The 22,836-nt window shown below is 34.3% G+C and carries 24 protein-coding genes; 18 read left to right on the top strand and 6 right to left on the bottom strand.

Going from position 1 to position 22,836, the window contains the following annotated elements; genetic code table 11:
• Position 1: 1 nt before the first annotated feature.
• The 10 genes from PZ898_RS16835 to PZ898_RS16790 all read left to right on the top strand — a co-directional run bounded on the left by PZ898_RS16835 (position 2) and on the right by PZ898_RS16790 (position 9,752).
• Positions 2-1,126, top strand: coding sequence for a glycoside hydrolase family 99-like domain-containing protein (locus PZ898_RS16835; protein WP_123278561.1), 1,125 nt, complete (start codon positions 2-4; stop codon positions 1,124-1,126).
• Positions 1,119-1,964: a glycosyltransferase gene (locus PZ898_RS16830; protein ID WP_277693809.1), complete on the top strand. Its 846-nt coding sequence runs from the start codon at positions 1,119-1,121 to the stop codon at positions 1,962-1,964. Before PZ898_RS16835 ends, PZ898_RS16830 begins: the two co-directional genes overlap by 8 nt.
• A 66-nt stretch (positions 1,965-2,030) precedes the next feature.
• A complete protein-coding gene (locus PZ898_RS16825; protein WP_277693808.1) occupies positions 2,031-2,699 on the top strand; it encodes an NAD-dependent epimerase/dehydratase family protein in 669 nt (222 codons plus the stop codon).
• 126 nt (positions 2,700-2,825) lie between these two features.
• Positions 2,826-3,734: a glycosyltransferase family 2 protein gene (locus PZ898_RS16820; protein WP_228432333.1), complete on the top strand. Its 909-nt coding sequence runs from the start codon at positions 2,826-2,828 to the stop codon at positions 3,732-3,734.
• A gap of 122 nt (positions 3,735-3,856) precedes the next feature.
• Complete coding sequence (locus PZ898_RS16815; RefSeq protein WP_123278564.1) at positions 3,857-4,888, top strand: hypothetical protein; 1,032 nt, start codon at positions 3,857-3,859, stop codon at positions 4,886-4,888.
• Entirely contained in the window at positions 4,872-5,798 is a 927-nt protein-coding gene (locus tag PZ898_RS16810) for a GDP-L-fucose synthase (protein WP_062673417.1), read from the top strand. Before PZ898_RS16815 ends, PZ898_RS16810 begins: the two co-directional genes overlap by 17 nt.
• Positions 5,798-6,871, top strand: coding sequence for a GDP-mannose 4,6-dehydratase (gmd, locus tag PZ898_RS16805; protein WP_277695609.1), 1,074 nt, complete (start codon positions 5,798-5,800; stop codon positions 6,869-6,871). The genes PZ898_RS16810 and gmd overlap by 1 nt, the downstream gene beginning before the upstream one ends.
• Before the next feature lie 142 nt (positions 6,872-7,013).
• Positions 7,014-7,772 (top strand): glycosyltransferase family 2 protein, encoded by a 759-nt coding sequence (locus PZ898_RS16800; protein WP_277693807.1) that lies wholly within the window; start codon positions 7,014-7,016, stop codon positions 7,770-7,772.
• 32 nt (positions 7,773-7,804) lie between these two features.
• Positions 7,805-8,803: an acyltransferase gene (locus tag PZ898_RS16795; protein WP_277693806.1), complete on the top strand. Its 999-nt coding sequence runs from the start codon at positions 7,805-7,807 to the stop codon at positions 8,801-8,803.
• 10 nt (positions 8,804-8,813) lie between these two features.
• On the top strand, positions 8,814-9,752 hold the full coding sequence (locus tag PZ898_RS16790) for a glycosyltransferase family 2 protein (protein ID WP_062673411.1): 939 nt from the start codon (positions 8,814-8,816) through the stop codon (positions 9,750-9,752).
• Between the two features lie 45 nt (positions 9,753-9,797).
• Here the strand turns inward: PZ898_RS16790 and PZ898_RS16785 are convergent, their stop codons facing one another.
• Positions 9,798-10,832: an acyltransferase gene (locus PZ898_RS16785; protein ID WP_277693805.1), complete on the bottom strand. Its 1,035-nt coding sequence runs from the start codon at positions 10,830-10,832 to the stop codon at positions 9,798-9,800.
• A 148-nt stretch (positions 10,833-10,980) separates the two neighbouring features.
• Here PZ898_RS16785 and PZ898_RS16780 point away from each other — a divergent pair, with 148 nt between their 5' ends.
• The 3 genes from PZ898_RS16780 to PZ898_RS16770 are packed head-to-tail and all read left to right on the top strand — an operon-like array spanning position 10,981 to position 13,534.
• Entirely contained in the window at positions 10,981-11,541 is a 561-nt protein-coding gene (locus PZ898_RS16780; protein ID WP_277693804.1) for an acyltransferase, read from the top strand.
• Positions 11,541-12,380 (top strand): glycosyltransferase, encoded by an 840-nt coding sequence (locus PZ898_RS16775; RefSeq protein ID WP_277693803.1) that lies wholly within the window; start codon positions 11,541-11,543, stop codon positions 12,378-12,380. The genes PZ898_RS16780 and PZ898_RS16775 overlap by 1 nt, the downstream gene beginning before the upstream one ends.
• The gene (locus PZ898_RS16770; protein WP_062673403.1) at positions 12,380-13,534 is read left to right on the top strand and encodes a glycosyltransferase; all 1,155 of its coding nucleotides are present in this window, start codon (positions 12,380-12,382) and stop codon (positions 13,532-13,534) included. The genes PZ898_RS16775 and PZ898_RS16770 overlap by 1 nt, the downstream gene beginning before the upstream one ends.
• A gap of 1 nt (position 13,535) precedes the next feature.
• Here the strand turns inward: PZ898_RS16770 and PZ898_RS16765 are convergent, their stop codons facing one another.
• The 3 genes from PZ898_RS16765 to PZ898_RS16755 are packed head-to-tail and all read right to left on the bottom strand — an operon-like array spanning position 13,536 to position 15,527.
• Positions 13,536-14,294 carry an SDR family oxidoreductase gene (locus tag PZ898_RS16765; protein ID WP_123278569.1) on the bottom strand — a complete coding sequence of 253 codons (759 nt, stop codon included), beginning with the start codon at positions 14,292-14,294 and terminating at the stop codon, positions 13,536-13,538.
• The gene (locus tag PZ898_RS16760) at positions 14,294-14,527 is read right to left on the bottom strand and encodes a phosphopantetheine-binding protein (protein ID WP_047380387.1); all 234 of its coding nucleotides are present in this window, start codon (positions 14,525-14,527) and stop codon (positions 14,294-14,296) included. The genes PZ898_RS16765 and PZ898_RS16760 overlap by 1 nt, the downstream gene beginning before the upstream one ends.
• 28 nt (positions 14,528-14,555) lie before the next feature.
• Positions 14,556-15,527 carry a ketoacyl-ACP synthase III gene (locus tag PZ898_RS16755; protein WP_277693802.1) on the bottom strand — a complete coding sequence of 324 codons (972 nt, stop codon included), beginning with the start codon at positions 15,525-15,527 and terminating at the stop codon, positions 14,556-14,558.
• A 53-nt stretch (positions 15,528-15,580) separates the two neighbouring features.
• Here PZ898_RS16755 and PZ898_RS16750 point away from each other — a divergent pair, with 53 nt between their 5' ends.
• From PZ898_RS16750 to PZ898_RS16735, 4 genes are all read left to right on the top strand, one after another.
• Positions 15,581-16,150 (top strand): acyltransferase, encoded by a 570-nt coding sequence (locus tag PZ898_RS16750; RefSeq protein WP_062673399.1) that lies wholly within the window; start codon positions 15,581-15,583, stop codon positions 16,148-16,150.
• Positions 16,151-16,187: 37 nt separating this feature from the next.
• Positions 16,188-17,336 carry a glycosyltransferase gene (locus PZ898_RS16745; protein ID WP_062673397.1) on the top strand — a complete coding sequence of 383 codons (1,149 nt, stop codon included), beginning with the start codon at positions 16,188-16,190 and terminating at the stop codon, positions 17,334-17,336.
• Positions 17,337-17,347: 11 nt separating this feature from the next.
• Positions 17,348-17,902 (top strand): serine acetyltransferase, encoded by a 555-nt coding sequence (locus PZ898_RS16740; RefSeq protein ID WP_123278571.1) that lies wholly within the window; start codon positions 17,348-17,350, stop codon positions 17,900-17,902.
• 504 nt (positions 17,903-18,406) lie between these two features.
• Positions 18,407-19,900, top strand: coding sequence for a phosphoethanolamine transferase (locus tag PZ898_RS16735; protein ID WP_277693801.1), 1,494 nt, complete (start codon positions 18,407-18,409; stop codon positions 19,898-19,900).
• A gap of 11 nt (positions 19,901-19,911) precedes the next feature.
• Here the strand turns inward: PZ898_RS16735 and PZ898_RS16730 are convergent, their stop codons facing one another.
• Positions 19,912-20,517 carry a DUF2306 domain-containing protein gene (locus PZ898_RS16730; RefSeq protein ID WP_277693800.1) on the bottom strand — a complete coding sequence of 202 codons (606 nt, stop codon included), beginning with the start codon at positions 20,515-20,517 and terminating at the stop codon, positions 19,912-19,914.
• 120 nt (positions 20,518-20,637) lie between these two features.
• On the bottom strand, positions 20,638-21,771 hold the full coding sequence (locus PZ898_RS16725) for a helix-turn-helix domain-containing protein (RefSeq protein WP_277693799.1): 1,134 nt from the start codon (positions 21,769-21,771) through the stop codon (positions 20,638-20,640).
• Positions 21,772-22,148: 377 nt separating this feature from the next.
• Here PZ898_RS16725 and PZ898_RS16720 point away from each other — a divergent pair, with 377 nt between their 5' ends.
• Positions 22,149-22,817 (top strand): carbonic anhydrase, encoded by a 669-nt coding sequence (locus PZ898_RS16720; RefSeq protein WP_114819851.1) that lies wholly within the window; start codon positions 22,149-22,151, stop codon positions 22,815-22,817.
• The last annotated feature ends 19 nt before the right edge of the window (positions 22,818-22,836 follow it).

The following is a 22,836-nucleotide window of genomic DNA, read 5'->3' as shown; positions in this document are numbered from 1 at the left end:
AATGAAAAAAATAAAACCTCTAGCATTTTATCTCCCTCAATATCACCCCGTTCCTGAAAATGACGAATGGTGGGGAAAAGGATTTACAGAATGGACCAATGTAGGAAAAGCCAAGCCTCTATTTGAAGGACACGAACAACCTATATATCCTGGAGATCTGGGGTATTATGACCTGCGTGTTCCTGAAGTAAGAGAACAGCAGGCTCAGATGGCAAAAGACTATGGAGTACATGGATTTATCTATTATCACTACTGGTTTGGCAACGGCAAACAATTGCTGGAACGCGTGGCAAATGATGTATTACAATCAGGAAAACCGGATTTCCCTTTTTGTTTCTGCTGGGCCAACGAAACATGGTCAGGAATATGGCATGGGTTATCAGAAAAAATACTTGCTGAACAAATCTATCCTAATGAACAAGACTTAATTGCCCATTTCGAATATCTTCTGCCTTTCTTCAAAGATGAAAGATATATCAAAGTAGACAAAAAGCCTCTTTTCATTATCTATGATCCGAATCATTTAAATGACGGGGATCCCCACTATATTACAAAATTCAGAGAGCTCGCCAGGAAAAACGGATTTGATGATCTATACATCATGGCATCCAATAAGCTCCGTGATGACCTGGATTTTAAATCTATGGGATATGACAGTAAGATCTCCAATGCATTTCAAAAGGCCTGGATACCTCATATTGCGAAGAAAGAATATATTTCTCACTCTCAATATTATAAAAACAGGATAAAAGGATTAATAGGAATTAAGAAAAAAGAACAGCCTAAAGTTAACATTCAGGATGCTAAGGCAGTAGTAAACGACTTAAAGTTTGAAGAAAGCAATATTCCTACCTATCCATGTATCCTGCCCAATTGGGATAATACTCCAAGAAGCGGCTACAGAGGAATCATTTTGGCTAACAATTCCCCGGAACTGTTTGAACAGCAAGTAGAAAAGGCTATAGGATATCTTGAAGATAAAAAGGATTATCCGGAACAGTTTTTAATTATAAAATCCTGGAACGAATGGGCAGAAGGGAACATCCTGGAACCAGATAGAAAACACGGTTTTGGGTATTTGAATGCATTAAAAAAAATCTTGAACAAACACAGTCGAAATGAGTAAATTCAGTGTACTTATCGCCAACTATAATAATGGTCATTTTTTTTTAAAATGCTACCAAAGCTTAGTTGCTCAGACAGAAACAGACTGGGAAGCGGTAATTTTGGATGATGGCTCTACTGATGATTCTCTTGAAGTCATAAAAAAAATCATAGGTGATGATTCCCGGTTTAAAATCAATCAGAATGACCAAAACAAGGGAATCGGTTATACAAAAAGAAGATTAATAGAACTTGCTGAATCTGAAATATGTGGTTTTCTAGATCCTGATGATGGGTTAACGACTCATGCTTTGGAAGTTATTTTAAAGGCATATTCTGAATATCCCGAAGTGGGTATGGTATATTCCAATTTTGTATTTTGCGATGAGCATCTTAATCCTAAATCGGTCCATAAAGGGAAACAGATTACTGAGCTGAATTACTCTTACTATAATTTTAACGGTGAGATTTCACATTTTGCTACTTTTAAGAAAAAGATATACGAAAAGACTTCCGGCATTGATCCGTTTCTAAAAATTGCTGAAGATAAAGACTGGTACATGAAAATGTGCGAAACAGCTCCTGTAAAATATATTGATGAAGATCTATACTTATACAGAATCCATGATAGTGGTATTTCTACGACTAAAAATGCTGAGAAAGCACTGTTCTGGCATTGGGTAGCGCTGATAAAAATGGCAGAAAGAAGAAACATTAGTGTTGAAGATCTTTTTCTTCAAAGCTATGTTCCGAAAAATAAATATGAACAGGTACTCAACCAATTAAACCATGTAAAAAATTCAAGATGGGCAAAACTGGGAAATAAAATTGGGTTATTTAAAATCTTTAAAAAGCTCTAAAATCTATTGATCACCATGAAAGATTTAAAAGAGATACAACTAACATCTTAAGTATACAAGAAGCATATGATTATTGGTAACGGAATGCTGGCAAATGCCGTAAGATTTTATGACAAAGATGAGGTTATCTTTTTCGCATCGGGAGTTTCCAATTCTCTTGAAAAGGATTCCTCAGCATTCGAAAGAGAAATACGCCTTCTCCATTCCTGTATTGAGGAACATCCACATAAAAAACTTATTTATTTTTCTACCTGCAGTGTTTATGATCCCTCCAAAGCGGAAAGTCCGTATGTAAAGCATAAACTTAATGCAGAAAAGATCATTGCAGAAAACTGTGTCAGCTATATTATCTTCCGGGTAGGAAATGCAGTGGGATTTGGCGGTAATCCCAATACACTGATCAATTTCCTAAGTAATGCTGTTATCTCGGAAAAAAGATTTACTCTTCATCGAAATGCAGGAAGAATCCTGATCGGAATAGATGATATTGGCTCTTTTGTAGGAAGTAATATGATGGACCTTAACAATACGATCATCAATCTTGCTTATCCTTATCAGTATTCATTGTCAGAAATACTGTGCCAGCTCGAGAGTCATCTCGGTAAAGAGGCTGTGTATGATGATAGTGATGAAGGTTCGTTTTATACTATTGAATTCGATGAACTTACTGAAAGCTTTTTTACAGGAATATCTCCAACGGAATACTTGAAAAAGCTATACTCAACCTACTTATAACATGATTATTCCTGAAAAAATAATTTTGTACCTTGTACCAAGTGTCAGAAATCATTATCAAAAAAGATAGTGACCACTATATATCTAAAAAAACACATTGTAAAAAATAATTGATTAAAAATGAAAATGAATCCCAAAATATCTGTCATTGTCCCCTGTTATAATCAAGCACGTTTTCTGGATGAATCCCTACAGTCTATTCAGGATCAGACCTATGAAAATTGGGAATGTATCATTGTTGATGACGGATCTCCTGATAATACAGCAGAGACAGCCGATAAATGGGTAAAAAAAGATAGCCGTTTTAAATATCTTCACAAAGAAAACGGAGGTTTATCTTCTGCAAGAAATGCTGCTCTGGAAGTCACAACCGGAGATTATATTCAGTTTTTAGATGCAGATGATATCTTAGCTCAGACCAAGTTTTCAGATTCATTCAATCTGATACAAGACAAAGAAGCAATAATAGTGTCAAATTTTTGTTTATTTGACGATTCTAATAAGCAAGAGTTATTGCCTCCCTTTTGCAAGCTATCTCAGGATTTACTGAATTTTGAATCTATCCTGTATCAATGGGACTTCACATTTACAATTCCCATTCATTGTGGTTTGTTTCCAAAGTCTATTTTTGAAACTATTCGTTTTAATGAAAATCTAAAAGCGAAAGAAGATTGGCTTTTGTGGATTCAAATTGCACAAAAAAACATCGATTTCATTTTTTTAAATGCTCCTCTGGCTTTGTATAGGAAGCATGCAACGAGTATGTCACGGGACAGGAAACATATGATTTTATATCAGATGCTTTTCTATAATGAAGCTGAAAAAGTGATTTCCAACTCTGACTTCAATAAATTACTTTTAAAACACTTAGACATTAACTATAACAAAGTGAATGAATTAACCATTGAAATAAGAAATTTAAAAGAATCAAAAACTTTTAAACTCCTTTTGGCTTTAAAAAAAATGACTGAAGATCTGGGGCTATTAGATTTATCTAAAAAATTATTTCGTTTAATATCGAAGCTTAGGAAATAAATTCATTTCAGAAGTCTTACAAAATAATAAAGATTAAAAATAGAAAAATATCAAACTCCAGAAAGTAAATTATTTTTTACAATATACAAAGACATTTCAACAACTTTTACTTCCAAAATCCTATGAATATAGCTTTCACAATCTGCTCCAATAACTATTTAGCACAAGCTAAAGTTTTAAAAAATTCTATTAATAAATATGGTGAAAACTTCAAATTTGTAATAGGATTATGCGATGAAAAATCTAGCGAAATAGATTATGATTCTTTCCAATGTGAAATTGTAGAAATGAAAGATATTGGAATAAAGAATTTTGATGAATTATGGATGAAATATGACATTATAGAATTTAACACCTCTGTAAAAGCATCATTTTTCAAGTACTTATTAGCAAAAAATCCCAATACGGAATTTATATATTACTTCGATCCGGATATTGAAATATTTGATCAGTTATCAATCCTGAATGCAGAATTTGAAGATAACGCAGATATCTTGCTCACCCCTCATATTCTGAGTTCTATTCCTTTAGATGGCTATAAACCTGTAGAAAACACTTTTCTTAATTTTGGTATATATAATCTGGGATTTATAGGATTAAGAGGCAATTCTGAAAATGCCAAAAAACTTCTTGATTGGTGGGAAGAAAGATTGTTATCTCTTTGCTATAATCAACCGGAAAAAGGGTTATTTGTAGATCAGATCTGGATGAATTTTTCCCCTGTTTTCTTCAAAAATGTAAAAATTCTCAGTAAAATGGGGTATAATGCCGCTCCATGGAATCTGCATGAAAGAATAGGATTGGTAGCTACAGAAGACAATAAATACCGCATGCCGGATAATTCTCCTCTGGTATTTTATCATTTTTCAAATTTTAAATATAAAAATCCCGAAACCTTAGCAAAATACTATGACAGATATTCTTTGGAAAATTCAGATTCCTTGAAAAAGCTATATCAAAATTATCATCAAAAAATCATTGAAAACGATATTGAAAGAATCTCAAAAATAGATTGTAAATATGTAATTTTAAAAAATAGTTTACCTAAAAAAAATAAATCTTTTCCTGAAATTTTGAAATCAAGCTTCAATAATTTATTAAAAATAATTTATTATAAAATTCGTTACAACTACAATTATGAACCCAAACTCTAAAATATATATTGCCGGACACCGAGGTATGGTAGGAAGTGCCATTTTAAGAAACTTAACTTCGAACGGTTTTAATAATATTATTACCAAAACTTCCAGTGAATTAGACCTTACAGATCAAAAAAGTGTACAAACATTTTTTGAGACCGAAAAGCCAGAATATGTCTTTCTTGCTGCAGCCAAAGTAGGAGGAATCCACGCCAACAACACGTACCGAGCTGATTTTCTTTACGATAACCTTATGATTGAGTCTAATGTAATTCATCAGAGTTATTTACATGGAGTAACGAAATTACTTTTTTTAGGCTCCAGTTGTATATACCCCAAGCTTGCACCTCAACCTTTAAAAGAGGAATACCTATTAAGTGGATTTTTAGAACAAACCAATGAACCTTATGCCATAGCAAAAATTGCAGGAATAAAAATGTGTGATGCATACAGGGATCAATATAATTGTAACTTCATTTCCGCAATGCCAACTAATCTTTATGGGCCTAATGATAACTATGACCTAAATAATTCTCATGTTTTGCCGGCTATGCTCAGAAAGTTTTTTGAAGCCAAACAAAACAATGTAAAGGAAGTGGTTTTGTGGGGAGATGGAAGCCCTTTTAGAGAATTTTTACATGTAGATGACCTTGCAAAAGCATGTGTATTTTTGATGAATAATTACAATGAAAGCGGTCACCTGAATATAGGTTCATCCAGGGAAATCTCTATATCAGAACTGGCCAAGCAGATTAAAGATATTGCCCAATATGAAGGAAATATAGTTTGGGATACAGAGAAACCCAATGGTACTCCCAGAAAGCTAATGGATTCCTCTAAAATTAATTCTATGGGTTGGTCTCCTGATATATCTCTGGAAGATGGAATAAAACAAGTTTATCAAGAAAAATTTTTAAACAAATGATGAAAAAAGCACTTATTACAGGAATCACAGGACAAGATGGTTCTTATCTGGCAGAACTCCTATTAGAAAAAGGCTATGAAGTTCATGGCGTAAAACGAAGAGCTTCCTCTTTTAACACTCAAAGAATTGATCATCTGTATTTGGATCAGCATGAAAATAACGTGCATTTCAAATTACATTACGGAGATCTTACAGACTCTACCAATATCATCAGAATCATACAAGAGGTACAACCGGACGAAATCTATAATCTTGGTGCCATGAGCCATGTGAAAGTAAGTTTTGATATGCCCGAATATGTTGCAAACGTAGATGGGTTAGGTACACTGCGTTTATTAGAAGCAATCAGGATTTTAGGATTAACCCATAAGACGAAAATTTATCAGGCTTCTACCTCGGAATTATACGGCGGGATGCCATTCAATAAAAATGAAAAGGGTTTTTATGATGAAAACTCTCCTTTCTATCCACGTTCTCCCTATGGTGCAGCAAAAATTTATGGTTTTTGGATAACAAAAAATTACAGGGAGGCCTATGGAATGTATGCCTGCAATGGTATTTTATTTAATCATGAATCTCCCAGAAGAGGGGAAACTTTTGTTACCAGAAAAATAACTATGGCAGTAGCTAACATAGCAAAAAACAAACAGGATTGCTTATATCTGGGGAATTTAAATGCTCAAAGAGATTGGGGACATGCTAAAGATTATGTGGAAGGAATGTGGAGAATGTTGCAGCAGGAGAAACCTGACGATTTCGTTTTAGCAACAGGAGAAACTACCATGGTAAGAGATTTTCTCATTATGGCTTTTGAAGAAGTAGGAATAGAACTGGTTTTTGAAGGAAGTCAGGAAAATGAAATTGCCAAGGTATTACGCTGTAATAACCCGAATTATCAACTCCCATTAGGTAAAACAGTTGTAAAAGTTGATCCTAATTATTATCGTCCAACAGAAGTCGACCTGCTGATTGGTGACCCTACAAAAGCAAAAACTATTCTCGGCTGGCAACCACAATACACCGTAAAATCTCTTTGCAAAGAAATGATTGAATGTGATTTAAAAACAATATAATTTAAAAAAATCATATTCAATATAGAATCCTTTATTTCACAATAACAAACAGATTTTACAAAAAACATTCAAAAATATGCTCAATAAATCCATTACAATCATAACGATAAACTTCAACAACCGAAATGGTTTACAAAAAACTTTGGATAGTGTATTTCGGCAAACCGGTAAAGATTTTCAATATATAGTAATTGATGGTGGAAGTTCTGACGGAAGCAAAGAACTTATAGAAAGTAATCAATCCAAAATAAACTATTGGGTAAGTGAACCTGATAAAGGGATTTATCATGCGATGAACAAAGGAATTGCAAAAGCGACTGGAGAATATCTTCTTTTTCTGAACAGTGGAGACGAACTGCTAAATGAATCAGTTATAGAAAAAGTAACTCCATTACTGCACACAGATGATATTATCTCCGGTAATTTAATTGTAGATGATGAAAATCAAGATGTTCTTAGGCCTACTAAAGAAAATATTTCATTTTTAGATTTAATTGAAGAAACAATTTGGCATCCCAGTACATTTATAAAAAGAAGTGCTTTTGAAAAAGTAGGTCTCTATGATGAAAATTTGAGAATTTGTTCAGATTGGAAATGGTTTTTAATTTCTATTTTCAAATACAATTGTACTTATAGACCTATTGAACAATCTATATCCCGCTTTTATAAGGATGGTATCAGCTCCGATCCCAAATCACAGTCTTTAAGAAAAGAAGAAAGAAGAAAAACACTTGTAGAAAATTTTCATTTTTCTGAATTCCAGACGGAAGAATTAATCGATAAAATTAATTTATATTTCAGCGCAAAGAACTCTTTAGACAAAATAGACAAATTGAAAAAATCAAGGTTATTAAAATTTTTATATCAAATAGGCCTATTTAAAAACTATAAATACCTTTAAAAAAATTCTTAAAAGATAGGTTTTCATCTGTTATGAAGCTTAATAATATCCAGATTTTAAGAGGAATTTCAGCATTATTGGTATGCTGCTTTCATTTCCGTGAAACGATAAACTTACCCGGGCTGAATCTTGGTGATATTCTTTTTAATAAAGGAAGTATCGGTGTTCCCGTGTTTTTTATTATCAGTGGATTTATCATGGCTTTCACAACGCAAAGAATAAATTTCAGTAGAGATTCTTTTCAGCAGATCACTTTATTTTACAAAAGAAGGGTGATCAGAATTGTCCCCTTATATTATCTTTTGACCTTTGCTATAATGATACCCGGAGGCAGTTTTTTCCTCTATTTTCATGGCGCAGGACTTTATGAGCTTATCCATTCATTGTTATTCCTTCCCACAAAGAAGGAATTTCCCGTGCTTTTCCTGGGTTGGTCTTTAAATTTTGAGATGTTTTTTTATCTCATATTCGGGCTATCATTATTTTTTAAAGAAAAAAGGTATTATTTCATCGTAGGATTTTTCATTCTGACAACTATGTTGGGATATTGTGTACATTTTGACAGTCCATATCTGAAAATGGTAACCCATTCTCTCAATCTTTATTTTGTTGTAGGAATTCTCTTTGCTCTCTTACTGAACCAATATACAGTTCCAAAGAAATGGGCAGCAATAGTTTCTGTATTAGGAATAACCTCATTTATACTCGTTTTACTCAGCATCATTCCTATTGGCAATGATTGGGTAAAACTGGCAATTATCTCCACGTTTGTTTTTTCTTTCCTGACTTTTGATTATATTTTCCATTTTGAAGGAAACAAATTTTTAATATTTCTGGGAGATATTTCCTATTCATTATACCTATCACATCCTTTTGTAGAAATTGTTTTAAAAAGATTCAAAGTTGAAGGTTATCTAAACATTGCTTTTTTTCTTCTTAAAATTGTTTTAGTTATTATTGTAGCCTCTCTTCTGTACTATTTTGTAGAGAAAAGGGTTACCCATTATTTAAAAATTAAATTAAAAGCATAATCCGAAAAAAATGAAAATTTCAGTCATCATTCCCGTTTACAATGCTGAAAAATATGTCGCTCAGGCTGTAGATTCCGCGCTTCAGTTCGAAGAGGTATATGAAGTGGTACTGGTAGAAGACAAGTCTCCGGACAATGCCCTGCAGGTTTGCCGGGAACTCGCTGAAAAATATGACAGGGTAAAACTTTATCAGCATCCTGATAAAGGAAACCATGGAGCAGGTGCCAGCAGAAATTTAGGAATGGAAAAGGCAGAAGGAGATTTCATTGCTTTCCTTGATGCAGATGATTACTATCTTCCTAACCGTTTTGATGCCGAAAAAAAGCTTTTTCTCAATCACGAGGTAGATGGAGTTTATGGGGCTATAGGAGTTCATTATTATTCTGAAAAAGCCAGAGAACAGTATTATAAGGTTTTTGGAGACCGCCTCACTACAGTGTATAAAGAACATCCTCCTAAAGATGTATTCCCGGGCCAACTGAATATGAGAGGAACTTTTGGACTTTTCAGTATTGATGCCCTGACGATCCGTAAAAGTTCTCTACAAAATATGGAGTATTTTTTCAAAACCCATTTAAAGCTTCATCAGGACACCGAATTTTTATTCCGACTCTCCTACTATCTGAATCTGTATCCGGGAATTCTTGACAAAGCTGTAGCGGTGAGAGGAGTTCATGAGAACAACAGAATTACCAAAGTAGATTCCAGAGAAGTAAAACCGGCTTCAACCCGCGTTGTATTATGGAAGGAAGTGAACCAGTGGGCAGAAAATGAAAATACCATTCCTGAAGATATTAAACTTCATATCAAACGTGTTTACAGAAGCTTTCAGATTGCTAATGCTCCCCTTCTGAAAAAATGGGGGATGATCACAAAGTATTTGTTTACGGATTATAAAAGCATCCGTTCAGGGCTGTACAATATCAATTTCAGAAATGACTTGTTCTGACACTACATTTAACTAAATATTTAGTTAAAAAAAATTATTTGAAAACTAACGCTTTGAAAAATCAATCTTTCTTAACAGGTTTCGCATTGGCTTTTCTATTAACTGGTAAAAGACCGCGGAACTCAACAGCATAACGATAATGTAAATCAAAAATACCATATCAATGCTGAGCGTACACTTCTGCCATTGTAAAAATTCCCTTACAAGGTAAAGCACGGGAATATGAGTGATGTATATTCCATAACTAATTTCCCCCAGATACTCCAGCGGCTTTAATGAAAATATCCTGCTTACTTTCCCGTTATTTGCCGAAATCAAAAGAATGGCAGGTACAAAGAGTAAAGCCATCAAACCATTATGATAGAATAGCGGGACAAACATCAGTGACAGAAGAATCAGAAAAAAGACTGCGATAACGTGGTAATCATAATTTTTCTGCCTGTAATTTTGCACAAAATATATTCCTGCAAGATTTCCAATCAGGAATTCATTCAGATGCCAGAAAGGGAAATAGTAAAGAAAATCATGGCTTTTCGTATGAGGTCCTTCATAAGCTCCATACACCGGATAAAGATTAGAAAACACCTGTGTAATCAGCCAGAGACCAATGGCAAACACCCAGATCATTTTGTTTTTCCTTGCATAAAAATAATTATATAAAAACGGAAAAAGCAGGTAAAAGAAGAACTCTACGGAAATAGACCACCCCGGAAAATTCAGGATCATCGCCTCACCCGGAATCCAGCTCTGGATACCCAAACCATATAAGATCAGTTTATACCAATCGAACATCTCATATCTTGTCATAAAATAGAGCAAAAGTCCGAGCATATAAAGCGGATAGATCCTGGCAAACCTGTTTTTGTAAAATTCCAGGTAATCAATTTTATCTTTCCTGTGATAAGCAATAATCATGATAAACCCCGAAAGAATAAAAAAATAGCTTACTCCTACATTAGCCCTTAAAAAAAGATTGGAAATATAATCTATCTTGTATAAGAACAGATCTTTATTGAAATGAGAAATAACAATTGCCATTGCGGCAACAAATCGGGTAAATGTAATCTGACTTATTTTCACAGAACACCAAATGATTTACTTTATCAAAACTCAGCAACCTCAACCTGAAAAGTTGTTTTATTTGGTATAAAGTATTAATTTTTAAGGCACAAAAATAAGATTTATTATTATAATTATTTAAAACAAATTATATTTGTAAACTACAAATGTGAAAATAAATCCAGGTATGCTTGATGAAATTTTAGCAAAAATTCAACGGAAAAGCCAGATTTCTCGTCTCAAAAAACACCCTAATGTTTCTTTTAAAGGGATAAAGCTTGGGATCAGTAATCATTTTGTTCTGCACGACAATTTAAAAAATATTACACTCGGGAATTCCATGAGTTTCAGAAATTATGTACATATTCTTGTGCAGCAGAATGCCGTTTTAGAAATCGGAGATCATTTTTTTATGAATAATTTTTGTTCCATCAATTGTCTTGACAGCATTTCAATAGGTGACAACACTTTGTTTGGGGAAAATGTTAAGCTTTACGACCACAATCATGCTTATCAGACTCATCCGGAATTTAAGCTGTTCTCATCTGAGTTCACCACCGCTCCTATCAAGATCGGTAGTAACTGTTGGCTCGGAAGTAATGTAACCGTCTTAAAAGGAGTTACCATCGGAGATAACTGTATTATTGGAGCCGGATGTACTATTTACAAAGACATTCCATCAAATACGACTGTAATTAATCATCAAGATTTAATATTCAAGGAACAATAATGAAGTTTTCTATTCTTATTGCACACTATAACAATGCCATTTTTTTTAAAGACTGTTTTGAAAGTATACTTCAACAAACATATACAGACTGGGAAGCGGTAATTTTAGATGATGCTTCTTCTGAAAACGAGAAGAAAATAATCCGGGAAATGATTTCAGATGACAAAAGATTCAGGTTTTTTGAAAATGAAAAAAATTCCGGTGTAGGTGTAACAAAAAGTAAGCTGATTGAAATGGCCGAAGGTGAAATCTGTGGTTTTCTGGATCCTGATGATGCCATTGCTCCAACCGCCATTCAAAAATGTATGGAGATTTTTCAGACTAAAAAAAATACAGTACTTACCTATTCAAGGTTTATGACATGTGACCAGGACCTGAATCCAATAGCTCCATTCAGATCTGCGATGCAGGTACCGAGTGGAGATCCTTATTTTTTCAATTTCCCGATTCAGATTGCTCATTTTGTAACCTTCAGAAAAGCAGTTTATGAACAGACAGAAAAAATGAACCCTAATCTGAAAATAGGGGAAGATCAGGATTTATATCTTAAAATGTATGAAAAGGGGAACGTTCAGTTTATTAATGAAACGAACTATCTTTACAGAACGCATCAAGGCGGAATTTCACAGAATGACAATAAAAAGAAATCCCACGAATATTTTGCCCAGGTGATTTTTAATACCATGAAACGAAGAGGGCTCAGCTCTATCAATGGAAAGAAAGTTCCTGAACATTATACCGGTGCAGATGAAATATTCGGTCTGCTTCAGTATCAGCATCAGCTGCCTTTCCGTATTAAGAAAAAAATAAAAATTACGTTACAATCAATCTTCGGATAATGTTAGAAAAAAAAATAAAAATTTTGTTCAGGCACCGTTCCATGGAAATGGGAGGCGTGGAAAAAGTATTACTGGGACTTCTCAACAATCTTAATCCTGACAAATTTGAAATGACGGTATGCCTCACCCTCAACCAGGGAAAACTGCGTGATGAACTTCCGAAGCACATCAGAAAAATATACCTTACTGACGGAAAAGAAGATTTTTCCAACAATTCTATTTTACAGAAACTTCAGCTTGTTAAAAGAAGAATAAAGCTGAGAAAACTGAAAAATACTCCGGCCATTGCAGACCGTCTTATCAATGATACTTTTGATATTGAGATCGGGATGGATTACAGAGACTATGATGCCATTCTGAACTCAACCAATAAGAATTCAAAAAAAATAGGATGGTTTCACTCTGAAATTAATGTTCCGAAATTTCAGCCTTTAGTACCAAACATTTTAAAGAGCTTTCCGCAATTTGACCACATGGTGTACTGTTCACACAAGATCAAAGATATGATGCACCAGCATTATCCTAATCTAAATTATCCTCCTGAAAGTGTGATCATCAATCCTATTCCTATCGAAGAAATTAAGCGTAAGGCAGAAGGAAAGCTTGAAAATTTTCCTGAAGGGCCTGTTTTCGCATCTATAGGAAGACTTCATTCTAGAAAAGGATATCATAAACTTATTGACGCTCATACGAAGCTCATCAATGACGGGTTTCATCACAGCATCATTGTTATTGGTGAGGGTGATGAAATGAATAACCTCAAGGCACAGGTAGCTAAAAATAATGTTGAAAAAACATTTATCCTGGTTGGCAACCAAATGAATCCTTATCCTTATATCAAAAAAGCGGATTATTTTGTTCTGCCTTCGGAATCTGAAGCATGGCCATTGGTCATTGCTGAAGCTTTAATTCTTCAGAAACCTATTATAGCAACAGAAGTAGGAGATGTAGGATTGATGATCAAAGACCGTGAGACAGGATACCTCATCAGTTATGAAGTAGATGAAATGTATTCAGCCATGAAAACATTCCTTACCGATCCCGACCTTGTTCTCCACATCAGAGAGAACCTTAAAACAATTGAAAGTCAGTTTGACAATAAGAAAATATTTGACAGCGTAGAAAATATTATAGAAACTCTACACAAAAAGTAAGTTACTGTGCTGAATATCCTCCGTCTATCACAAGGTTGCTGCCTGTGACCCATCTTGAGGCATCAGACAACAGAAAAATACAGGCATTCGCTACATCTTTAGGTTCACCTATTCCAAGCGGATGCTTTTTTATAATTTCTGATGAAGCTTCTTCTCCGATATTTTCAAACATTTTCTCTAAAATCGGAGTATTGACCATTGCCGGACTTATACTGTTGACCCTAATATTACTTCTTGAAAGCTCCATAGCCAAAGAACGGGCTCCGGAAATTACAGCGCCTTTGCTGGCAGAATAAGCGGCCTTCCCTGCCTCTCCTATCATCCCTGCCACAGAAGAAATAAATACAAAACTGGAGTTTTCGTCTTTGTATTTTTTTAAAGATAAAATTTTTGCAATTTCAAGTCCTGCAATGACATTGACAGCAAATATGTCCTGATATAGCTGAGCATTGTGTTTTTTTAATGGTAACGTTTTTTCGATACCGGCACAGTGTATAAATCCTGATATTTTACCTAAAATTGAAACTTTATCTGCAATAATTGCTTCAAGATTTTCAGATTGAGTAATATCTTCAGTGATAATTTCAACTTTTGTTTCCGGATTGAGCATAGAAACGGTTTTCATCAGTTCTTCCTGGTTTCTTCCTACAAGAATCAGATCAGCACCGCTTTTGCTGCATTCTACAGAACAGCTTCTCCCGATTCCGGAAGAAGCGCCTGTAATGAGAATAATTTTATTTTTTAATGAGAAAGCATCCATTAATCTTCAAAATTTTCTTTTCCAATAACATTCATCAGATCTGAAACAGTTTCAATATCTTTAAAATGCTTGGTATCAATTTTTTTGCTGAAATTTTCGTCTACAAACGCAATAACAGAAAGTAAACTGATAGAATCATAGCTTTCTAAAGATTTCAGGTTCGTTTCAGTAGTCAATGTTTCATCTTCTTCTAATTCCTCCTGTAGTTTTTCTAAAAAAACGGATGTTTTCATATTTTATAATTTTAAATGTTTGTTTTCTTTAAATTTCCATTATGGTGGCTCCCCATGAATATCCAACTCCAAATCCTGCCATTAAAACCTTATCTCCTTGTTTCAGCATTCCTTTATCCATCATATTTTTAAGAGCAATAGGAATTGTTGCAGAAACAGTATTCCCGGTTTTTTCCATGTCAATATAAAACTTTTCTGCGGGTATTTTTGTTTTCTTTCTTAAATAATTCAGCATAAAGGAATTGGCCTGGTGAAAAACAAAATGATCGATATCATCCATGGTCATACTGTTAACTTCCAATGTTTCTTTTACCAGTCCCGGAATATTTTCAATCGTAAAATTAAAAATTTCAGGGCCATTCATATAAATATTTTCGGGGCCGAATTCGTGTTCCGGATTCAGTTCGAAGTCTTTTTTAAAAGCTCCTTTTTTCACCATAAGATTTTCTGCACCGCTTCCGTCTGTTCCCAGGCAGAACTGATAATCGTTACCTTCAGATTTTTCAATAATAGCAGAGGCGGAGGCATCACCAAATATACTTCGGTTTCCTTTATCATCAGGATGAATATGCTTGGTATACGTTTCTGAAGTAACCAAAAGAATACTCTTTGCAATTCCACCGGCAATCAATCCTTTTGCAAAAGCTAACCCATATACGAATCCTGAACAGCCAAGGTTAAAATCTATAGCTCCGATATTTTTCCTAAGCCCCAATCTGTCCTGCAAAATACAGGCCGTTGTAGGAAGGAAATACTCCGGACTCTGGGTACAGAATAAAATAAAATCTACTTTGTTCCTGTCATAGTTCTCGAAAATTTTTTCTGAAGATTGCACAGCCATATCCAGTACGGTTTCGCTGTCAGAAGAAATGTGGCGTTGGGAAATACCTACTTTCTCCTGGATACGTTCGGAGCTCCATTCAGGGAACTGCTTTTCAAGGTCCTCATTAGTTAGTACCTGCTGAGGCAGATAATATTCTATTTTTGAAATTTTCATCATATTAATAAATTCTCTTTCTTTGCAAAAGTAACGAAAACAAATTTACACTTGTGATGATTTTTATATTCAGAATCCTATTAAAAATAGACTCCCTCTATCATACTTTTTTGAACAGAGGCAGTCTTGAAGTGGCTAAATATAGAGGGATGAAAGTAGGAAAAAACTTTAATATGCCCGATAAAGTGTATTTCGGAACTGAACCGTACCTTATCGAAATTGGCGATAATGTGAACATCGCTGGAGATGTACGGTTTGTCAACCACGGTGGAACAACTACTCTGCTCAGAAAACTTCCTGGGTATGAAGATGCAAGAATACTGGGAAGAATAAAAATAGGAAACAACTGCACCATCGGGCTTAATTGTGTGATTATGCAGGATGTCCAGATTGGAAACAACTGTATTTTAGGGGCGAACTCTGTGTTGTCACAATCGATGCCGGATAACACAGTTTTTATTGGAAACCCGGCCCAATTCTTATGCACGATTGAAGATTATGGTGATATTGTTCTTAAAAATAACCCGGAATATCCCCGTGAACTGGAGAAAGACAGAAAAAAACTGGATGCCTATATCAAAGAAAATCTTCCTCACAAGTATAAAAAAGCAAGAAAAATTAAATAAATTTATCTTGTAAAATCATAAAATAGAAAAAAACAAATTGAAAAAGAAAAAACTCCTCATTCGTATAGGTTCATTGCGTCATGGTGGTGCTGAGAAAGTATTAATCAACTTTTTGAAGAATCTGCCTGCCGATAAGTATGAAGTTGATCTTCTGGTAAATCTCTATTCAGGATTATACATTAAAGAAGTTCCGTCATGGGTAACACTGTACTATTTGACGAAAGGAGAAATGATTACCACCAACAGGCTGCAGGACATTCCTGTGAAAGCCTACAGGGTTCTTTATCAGAAAATGTTTCTTTGGTTCCCTTCCCTTCTCTATAAATTTATTTTAAAGAATAAAAAATATGATGTAGAGATTGCTGCCATCCATGCGATGCATCAGGAAATTCTCTCCAGCCCTCAAAAAGATTCGAAAAAGATTATCTGGGTACAGAATGATATTTTCAATTTAAAAGAATACACTCCGGAAGTGATCAGACAGTTTTTCAGGTTTGATAGAATTCTGGTCATCTCCAATAAACTTCAGGAAGGAATGCATGATTTGGCTAAAAACGAAGCTGAAAAAGCATCTGTGATTAAAATTTTCAATCCGATTGACAAAGATGATACATTAAGAAAGGCAGACAGTGAAGTAAATGACTATCCTTTCAACAATGATCTTCCCACTTTTGTAACCGTAGGAACCGTATACCCTCAGAAAGGATACGACAGATTACTTAATGTGCATAAAAAACTTATTGATGAAGGGTTGAAACATCAGCTTTTGATCATTGGTGACGGGTATGATTTTAATAATATTCAGGATCAGCTCAATAAACTTGGTCTTCAGAATACTGCAAAAATGCTTGGTTTCAGCAGTAATCCTTACCCTTATATGAAAAAGGCGGATTTCTATATTATGTCTTCACGACATGAAGGATTTCCCACCATCATTGCTGAAGCACTTATCCTCAATAAACCTATTTCTGCAACGGATATTTCTGGCATCAGGGATCTTCTGCAGGATGGAAAACTGGGCAATATCACTGCCAATTCCGAAGAAGGGATTTATGATGGAATGAAAAAGTTTCTTATTGATAAAGATATCACTGAAGAATACAAAAAACGAATTTCGGAAACCGAGCTTCCGTTTGTTCTGGAAAAATCTGTGGAACATCTTCAGAAAATAATTGACGAAGTATAAAAATATTGACGATGGCTGATTATTCAATCATTCAAAAAGACTTTTACCGGGAAAGCGGAAAATGGCTTTCCACTTTTCAGATATGGAAAAAGTGCATCAATCCCAATCTCCACTTTGTTTACATTCTGAGAAAAGCACAGAAGTATCAGAAAACCCCTCTTCTGAATACTTTCTGGAGGATTGTCCTGAGACATTATCAGATCAAATATGGTTTTCAGATTTATCCTGAGACCCAGATTGGTGAAGGTTTTTATTTGGGGCATTTTGGAAGCCTTGTGATCAATCCTAAAACAGTGATCGGAAAAAACTGCAACATCGCCCATGGCGTTACGATAGGACAACAAAACCGTGGAAAAAATGAAGGATATCCGGTTATTGGTGATGAAGTATGGATTGGTACCAATGCCGTTATTGTAGGAGGAATCACTATTGGAAATAATGTACTGATTGTTCCCAATTCTTATGTCAATTTTGATGTTCCTTCCAATTCTATTGTCATAGGCAACCCTGCTAAAATTATCCCTACCGCCAATGCTACGATGGATTATATCAACCGTAAAGTATAGGAACTCCAATAGTTATCATAAAAATTCTACTTGTATTTATCGGTAATTTCGTGTACATTTGAAAAAATTGTATTGTTTGATTATAAAACGGATACACCATCATCCAATTTCATGTAAAATATCCCATTTTATTATCCGGATGACATCTATCCTTCGATACAACTTGTTTTGAAAAAAATCGCTTAATATTAAAAACACAACTCCAGTTTATTACTAATTAAAAAAATAATTTTTGATGAAAAAAATGCAAATTCAATTCTCTCCATTCCTACCTATACAGTCAACTCTATAATACGGAAAAACGACCGCTACAAACTGTAACAACTTAACTTCAAAAGTTTCTTTTTGAGTTGACAATACCTGCAATATATAAGAATTATTATCTGATATTAATTCTTTTCATGCACTCCATGATTCTGATATTCCGCAGGCTCGTATTCAGAAAAACTTTAAAGAAGATGATATAAAAATTTATTTTAACTGCACAGAAACATATATACACCCATGTTCAAAAAGATAGTTCCCATTCTTCTCATTATAATATACCTGACAGGTTTTTTGATCTCATTCCCTTACATCTTTGATAATCTTTTCGGAGCTGAAAAAATGGACAGTATCCGGAATATTTTTGAGTATGGAATTATGTTTTGTTCGTTTCTGGTATTTAATGCATTGCTTTTTAAGAATAAGTATACGTCTGTAATTGCTGTCATTCTCTGTTTATTATTAAGCATTAACTTTCTGATATCGGTATCCTGTTTTCTTATTTATCATTCCGGATTTAATGTAGGAATGGCTATCAGTATTCTGGAATCTAATCCGGATGAAGCGATGAGCATGTCTTATATGTTTATTCTTCCGGGCATTTTGTTTTTCGTTTTTCTGGGAATGGTAATGTACTCGGTGGATTATCTTAAAAAAAATATAGTTAAGGTTAATGCTAAATTTATCATTATAGCATTACTGTGGCTTGTTTTACCATTCGGATATCACCTTAAACATACCTATATAAGTAATAAAGGAGGAGGCAGGATGATTAAGAATGTATATTATCATTTATCTGATTTCAATACCGCTTTGAATATACAGAGAGATATCAACGCAATAAAAAAGAATGTTCCGGTTTTTAATATCAAAAAAATACAGCCAGGAATAGAAAATGTAATTCTCATCATTGGAGAGTCTGAGAGAAAGCAGAACATGTCATTATATGGCTATAACAAGAAAACAACTCCTTACACGGATGAGCAGGCAGGAAATATGATGATTTTTGACCATGCTATTTCTCCTGCCGGCATCACCAACCTGAGTGTCCCGCTGATGTTGTCCAGTATCCATCCTGATGAATTCAGATATCGTTATGATAAACTATCCTATAATATCATCAATATGGCGAATCAAAGCGGATACAATTCTTTCTGGCTGAGTACACAGGCAAGCGCAAGAGGAATTACAGCCATCGCTTCCATGTCTAAAAATAAAAAGTGGGTAAACGGCTATGATGAAGTAATTGTTCCTGAGCTTCAAAAAGTTATTCAGAAGAAGGAAGATAAATTTGTAGTTCTTCATATTATGGGAAGTCACCCTAATCCATGCAACAGACTTCCTTCTAACTGGAACTCCGGTGATCTGAATTGCTATGACAGCTCTATCAAATACACGGACTACGTTTTCAAAAATATATTCAGTACGCTGAAAAATACCAATTCCGTAGTCATCTATGCTTCAGATCATGGGCTTAAGATACAAGGTGACAAATTATTGCATGTAGACTCTAAGGAATCTACTCAGGTACCGTTTTTTGTTTGGTTTGGAGATAAAGTACCTGCCAACTATAGAATTACAGGACATGAAACCAAGCAGACCCAAACCACTTATATCTACCCTCTGATTATGAAATATATGGGTCTTGAAACGCCCCTACATTATAAGAATGAAGGAAATAAATACCTGAACCTGGAAATGAAAAGTATGGAGTATAACACACTGCCAGAGTAAAGCCTATTTTCTTATATTGCAACTGTTTTTTTATTGATAAAATAAGCAACTAACAAATTTGGAATCCAGCACAGCCATGCTACGACAAGATAAGACAGCATGGGATCTCCTGTAATATTTTTTAGTAAGGGAAGCCATAATCTCAATGTTACTGCAGCAAAGGTACAGGCGTAACTATAAGTCATCAGTTGCTGATGTCTGATAATATTTCCTTTCCTTATTTCTGCTAAGGCAGCAAGAGTTGTTAGTAACCAGATCAATCCTAAACAGATAAACCCCATCGCTGAAACCAGCCCTCCATTGGCATAAAATCCCATATAAATAGCTGAAACAGAACTTAGTGTCACGGCAACTACATAAAACATTCCGATATTCCGGTGGATTCTCATGTATTGAGTCCGAAATGAACGACCAAACTGACGCCAGCCTACAAAAAGAGCCAGCCCTCCGAAAGTAATATGGATGAAAAATGCTGTTTTCCAGATTATACTGTGGAGTAATTCAGGAGATTTCGAACCCAGAAAAGTATATTTAGATTCAACGAAGGCATAAATAAGAGGATAAGCTCCGATCAGTAATGCCAATACTCCCATCATCACAAATAATATTTTTTTCATAATACCCGATTATTTTTCTGTAAAAATGAGGATTATAAAAGGTCCAATTGTTCCAAAATGAAAGGTGGAACATGTTTATAAATCACTATAAATAAACCTCTTGCCCAATTCACCAGCAAATCATTCCATATTAATCTCTATGCTTTGGCTTTTTAGAAATTCTCTGGGTGAGCAGTTCATATATTTTTTAAAATTACGGTTAAATGACGTTTTAGAATTAAAGCCACTCTCAAAAGCTAGTGAAAGAATAGTATACTTTCCGTTGTCAGGAAGTACTGCAATCCTTTTAAACTCTTCAATCCTCTGACGATTGATATAATCATAAAAATTTTTATTTTCAATAGAATTAATTGCCTGAGAAAGGATATTAGGATGAACCTCCAGTAAGGCAGCAGTATAATTCAGATTCAGTTCGGGATCTTTATATAATTTTTCTTTCTCCATCTTCTTCACAAGCTTTTCGTAAACAGCCATGATAACATCTTCTCCGGGAGAATTCTTCTGATATTTTACCGTTTCTTCGTTTGTTTCTTTTTCATTTACTATACCTTCTGCTACAGGCAAGTTCAGAATTCCAACACGACTGATGCCAAAATATGCAGCAGCTACGATAAACAGAACAACTATAAAAAAAATAAGTATATCATTTCTAATGATCACTGCAACCCATATCAAAGCTAATCCAGCAATAAGATAATAGAGCCAGCTGAGATTTATCTTCTCTGTATTTGAATATTGGTCAGAAATCTCTTGCGTATATTTTCTGACAGCAAAAAAACTTAATGCAATATATAATACTCCTGATAATATCATCATGTATTTGATAACATTGCTTATTAATTGATATTGTTTGCCTCCGCTTTGATAAATGGCAAGTCTTTCCCATGGTGACAACATCAATAGTTTAAATAGCATGAAAAAGACAATCAGAACAGGAACAAAATGTAGCAGCCAGGTCTTTTTTCCCGGTGCTTTTCCTGTAACACAGAGAACATAAATATATAACATTGGGCCATGAATAAAGGGAAAAATAACTTCATAGCCCAGAAAATAAGGAAACTTTATATAGCCTCCGGAAAAAAATAGAATAAATAAGATAAGATGTATTCCTATCACCAGAAACCAGGCTGCCAGAACATAATCAGCTGTTATCTTTTTACGTTTTCCAACAATCAGAAATGAAGAGAAACAGGCGATAAAGACTCCTGCCAGATAGAATACCGATGGTAAAGATTGCAGACCAAAATCAGGCATCAGATAGAGGAATTAATAAGAGCTTTAAATTATTCATTTTTTAGCATACACAAAGTCTTTTTATTAAGTATTTCAAAAGAAACAATGGAGGCTACCTAAATAATTAAGAATATTTTAATTCACAAACCATAAATTTTAATTTATACTTCGTAATTTTATCCTGGTTTTTTAAACGTTTGGATTTCCTTATAGATCCCAATAGCTGTAAGATAAAGCATATCGGAATATTAGATATGATTTTAAGCATATTTTAATATTAAACTTTGTTAAAAGTGATTTATTATTTAACAAAAAGTATATTTTTGCATAATTATTGATTTAGTCTATTGATTTTGGAAATAATTTAAACGAAATAAATAATTATACATTTTAAAATTATGTCACAATCGTACAAGGTTATTTTCGAAAACAATAAAAAATGGGTAGAATCCAAAGTAGCTGAAGATCCAAATTTCTTCCATGAACTTGCTAAAACTCAGCATCCGGATTATCTTTATATAGGATGTTCAGATAGCAGAGCTACCGCAGAAGAGTTGATGGGAGCCAAACCTGGAGAGGTATTTGTTTACAGAAACATTGCCAATGTTGTTAATACTTTAGATATGAGTTCCACAGCAGTTATTCAATACGCTGTAGAACATCTGAAAGTGAAACACATTATTGTCTGTGGCCATTACAACTGTGGCGGTGTAAAAGCAGCGATGACTCCTCAGGATCTGGGATTATTGAATCCATGGTTGAGAACCATCCGTGATGTTTACAGATTACATCAGGCAGAACTGGATTCTATTCAGGACGAAAACAAGCGTTATGACAGACTTGTAGAACTTAATGTTCAGGAGCAGTGCATCAACGTAATCAAAATGGCCTGTGTACAGGAAAGATACATTTTAGAAGAGTATCCTATTGTTCACGGCTGGGTATTTGACCTTAGAACAGGTAAAATCATTGATCTGGAGATTGATTTTGAGAAAATCTTAAAAGACATCCAAAAGATCTATAATCTTACAGGTTCGGATTGGGTGATGAGCAGAAAGACTAAATAGTTTTTCTAAAAAGAATGTA

Source organism: Chryseobacterium sp. WX (genome assembly GCF_029542485.1).
GTDB classification, from domain to species: Bacteria; Bacteroidota; Bacteroidia; order Flavobacteriales; family Weeksellaceae; genus Chryseobacterium; species Chryseobacterium cucumeris.
The sequence above is the reverse complement of the archived record's forward strand: the minus strand, read 5'-3'. Positions and strand labels throughout refer to the sequence as shown.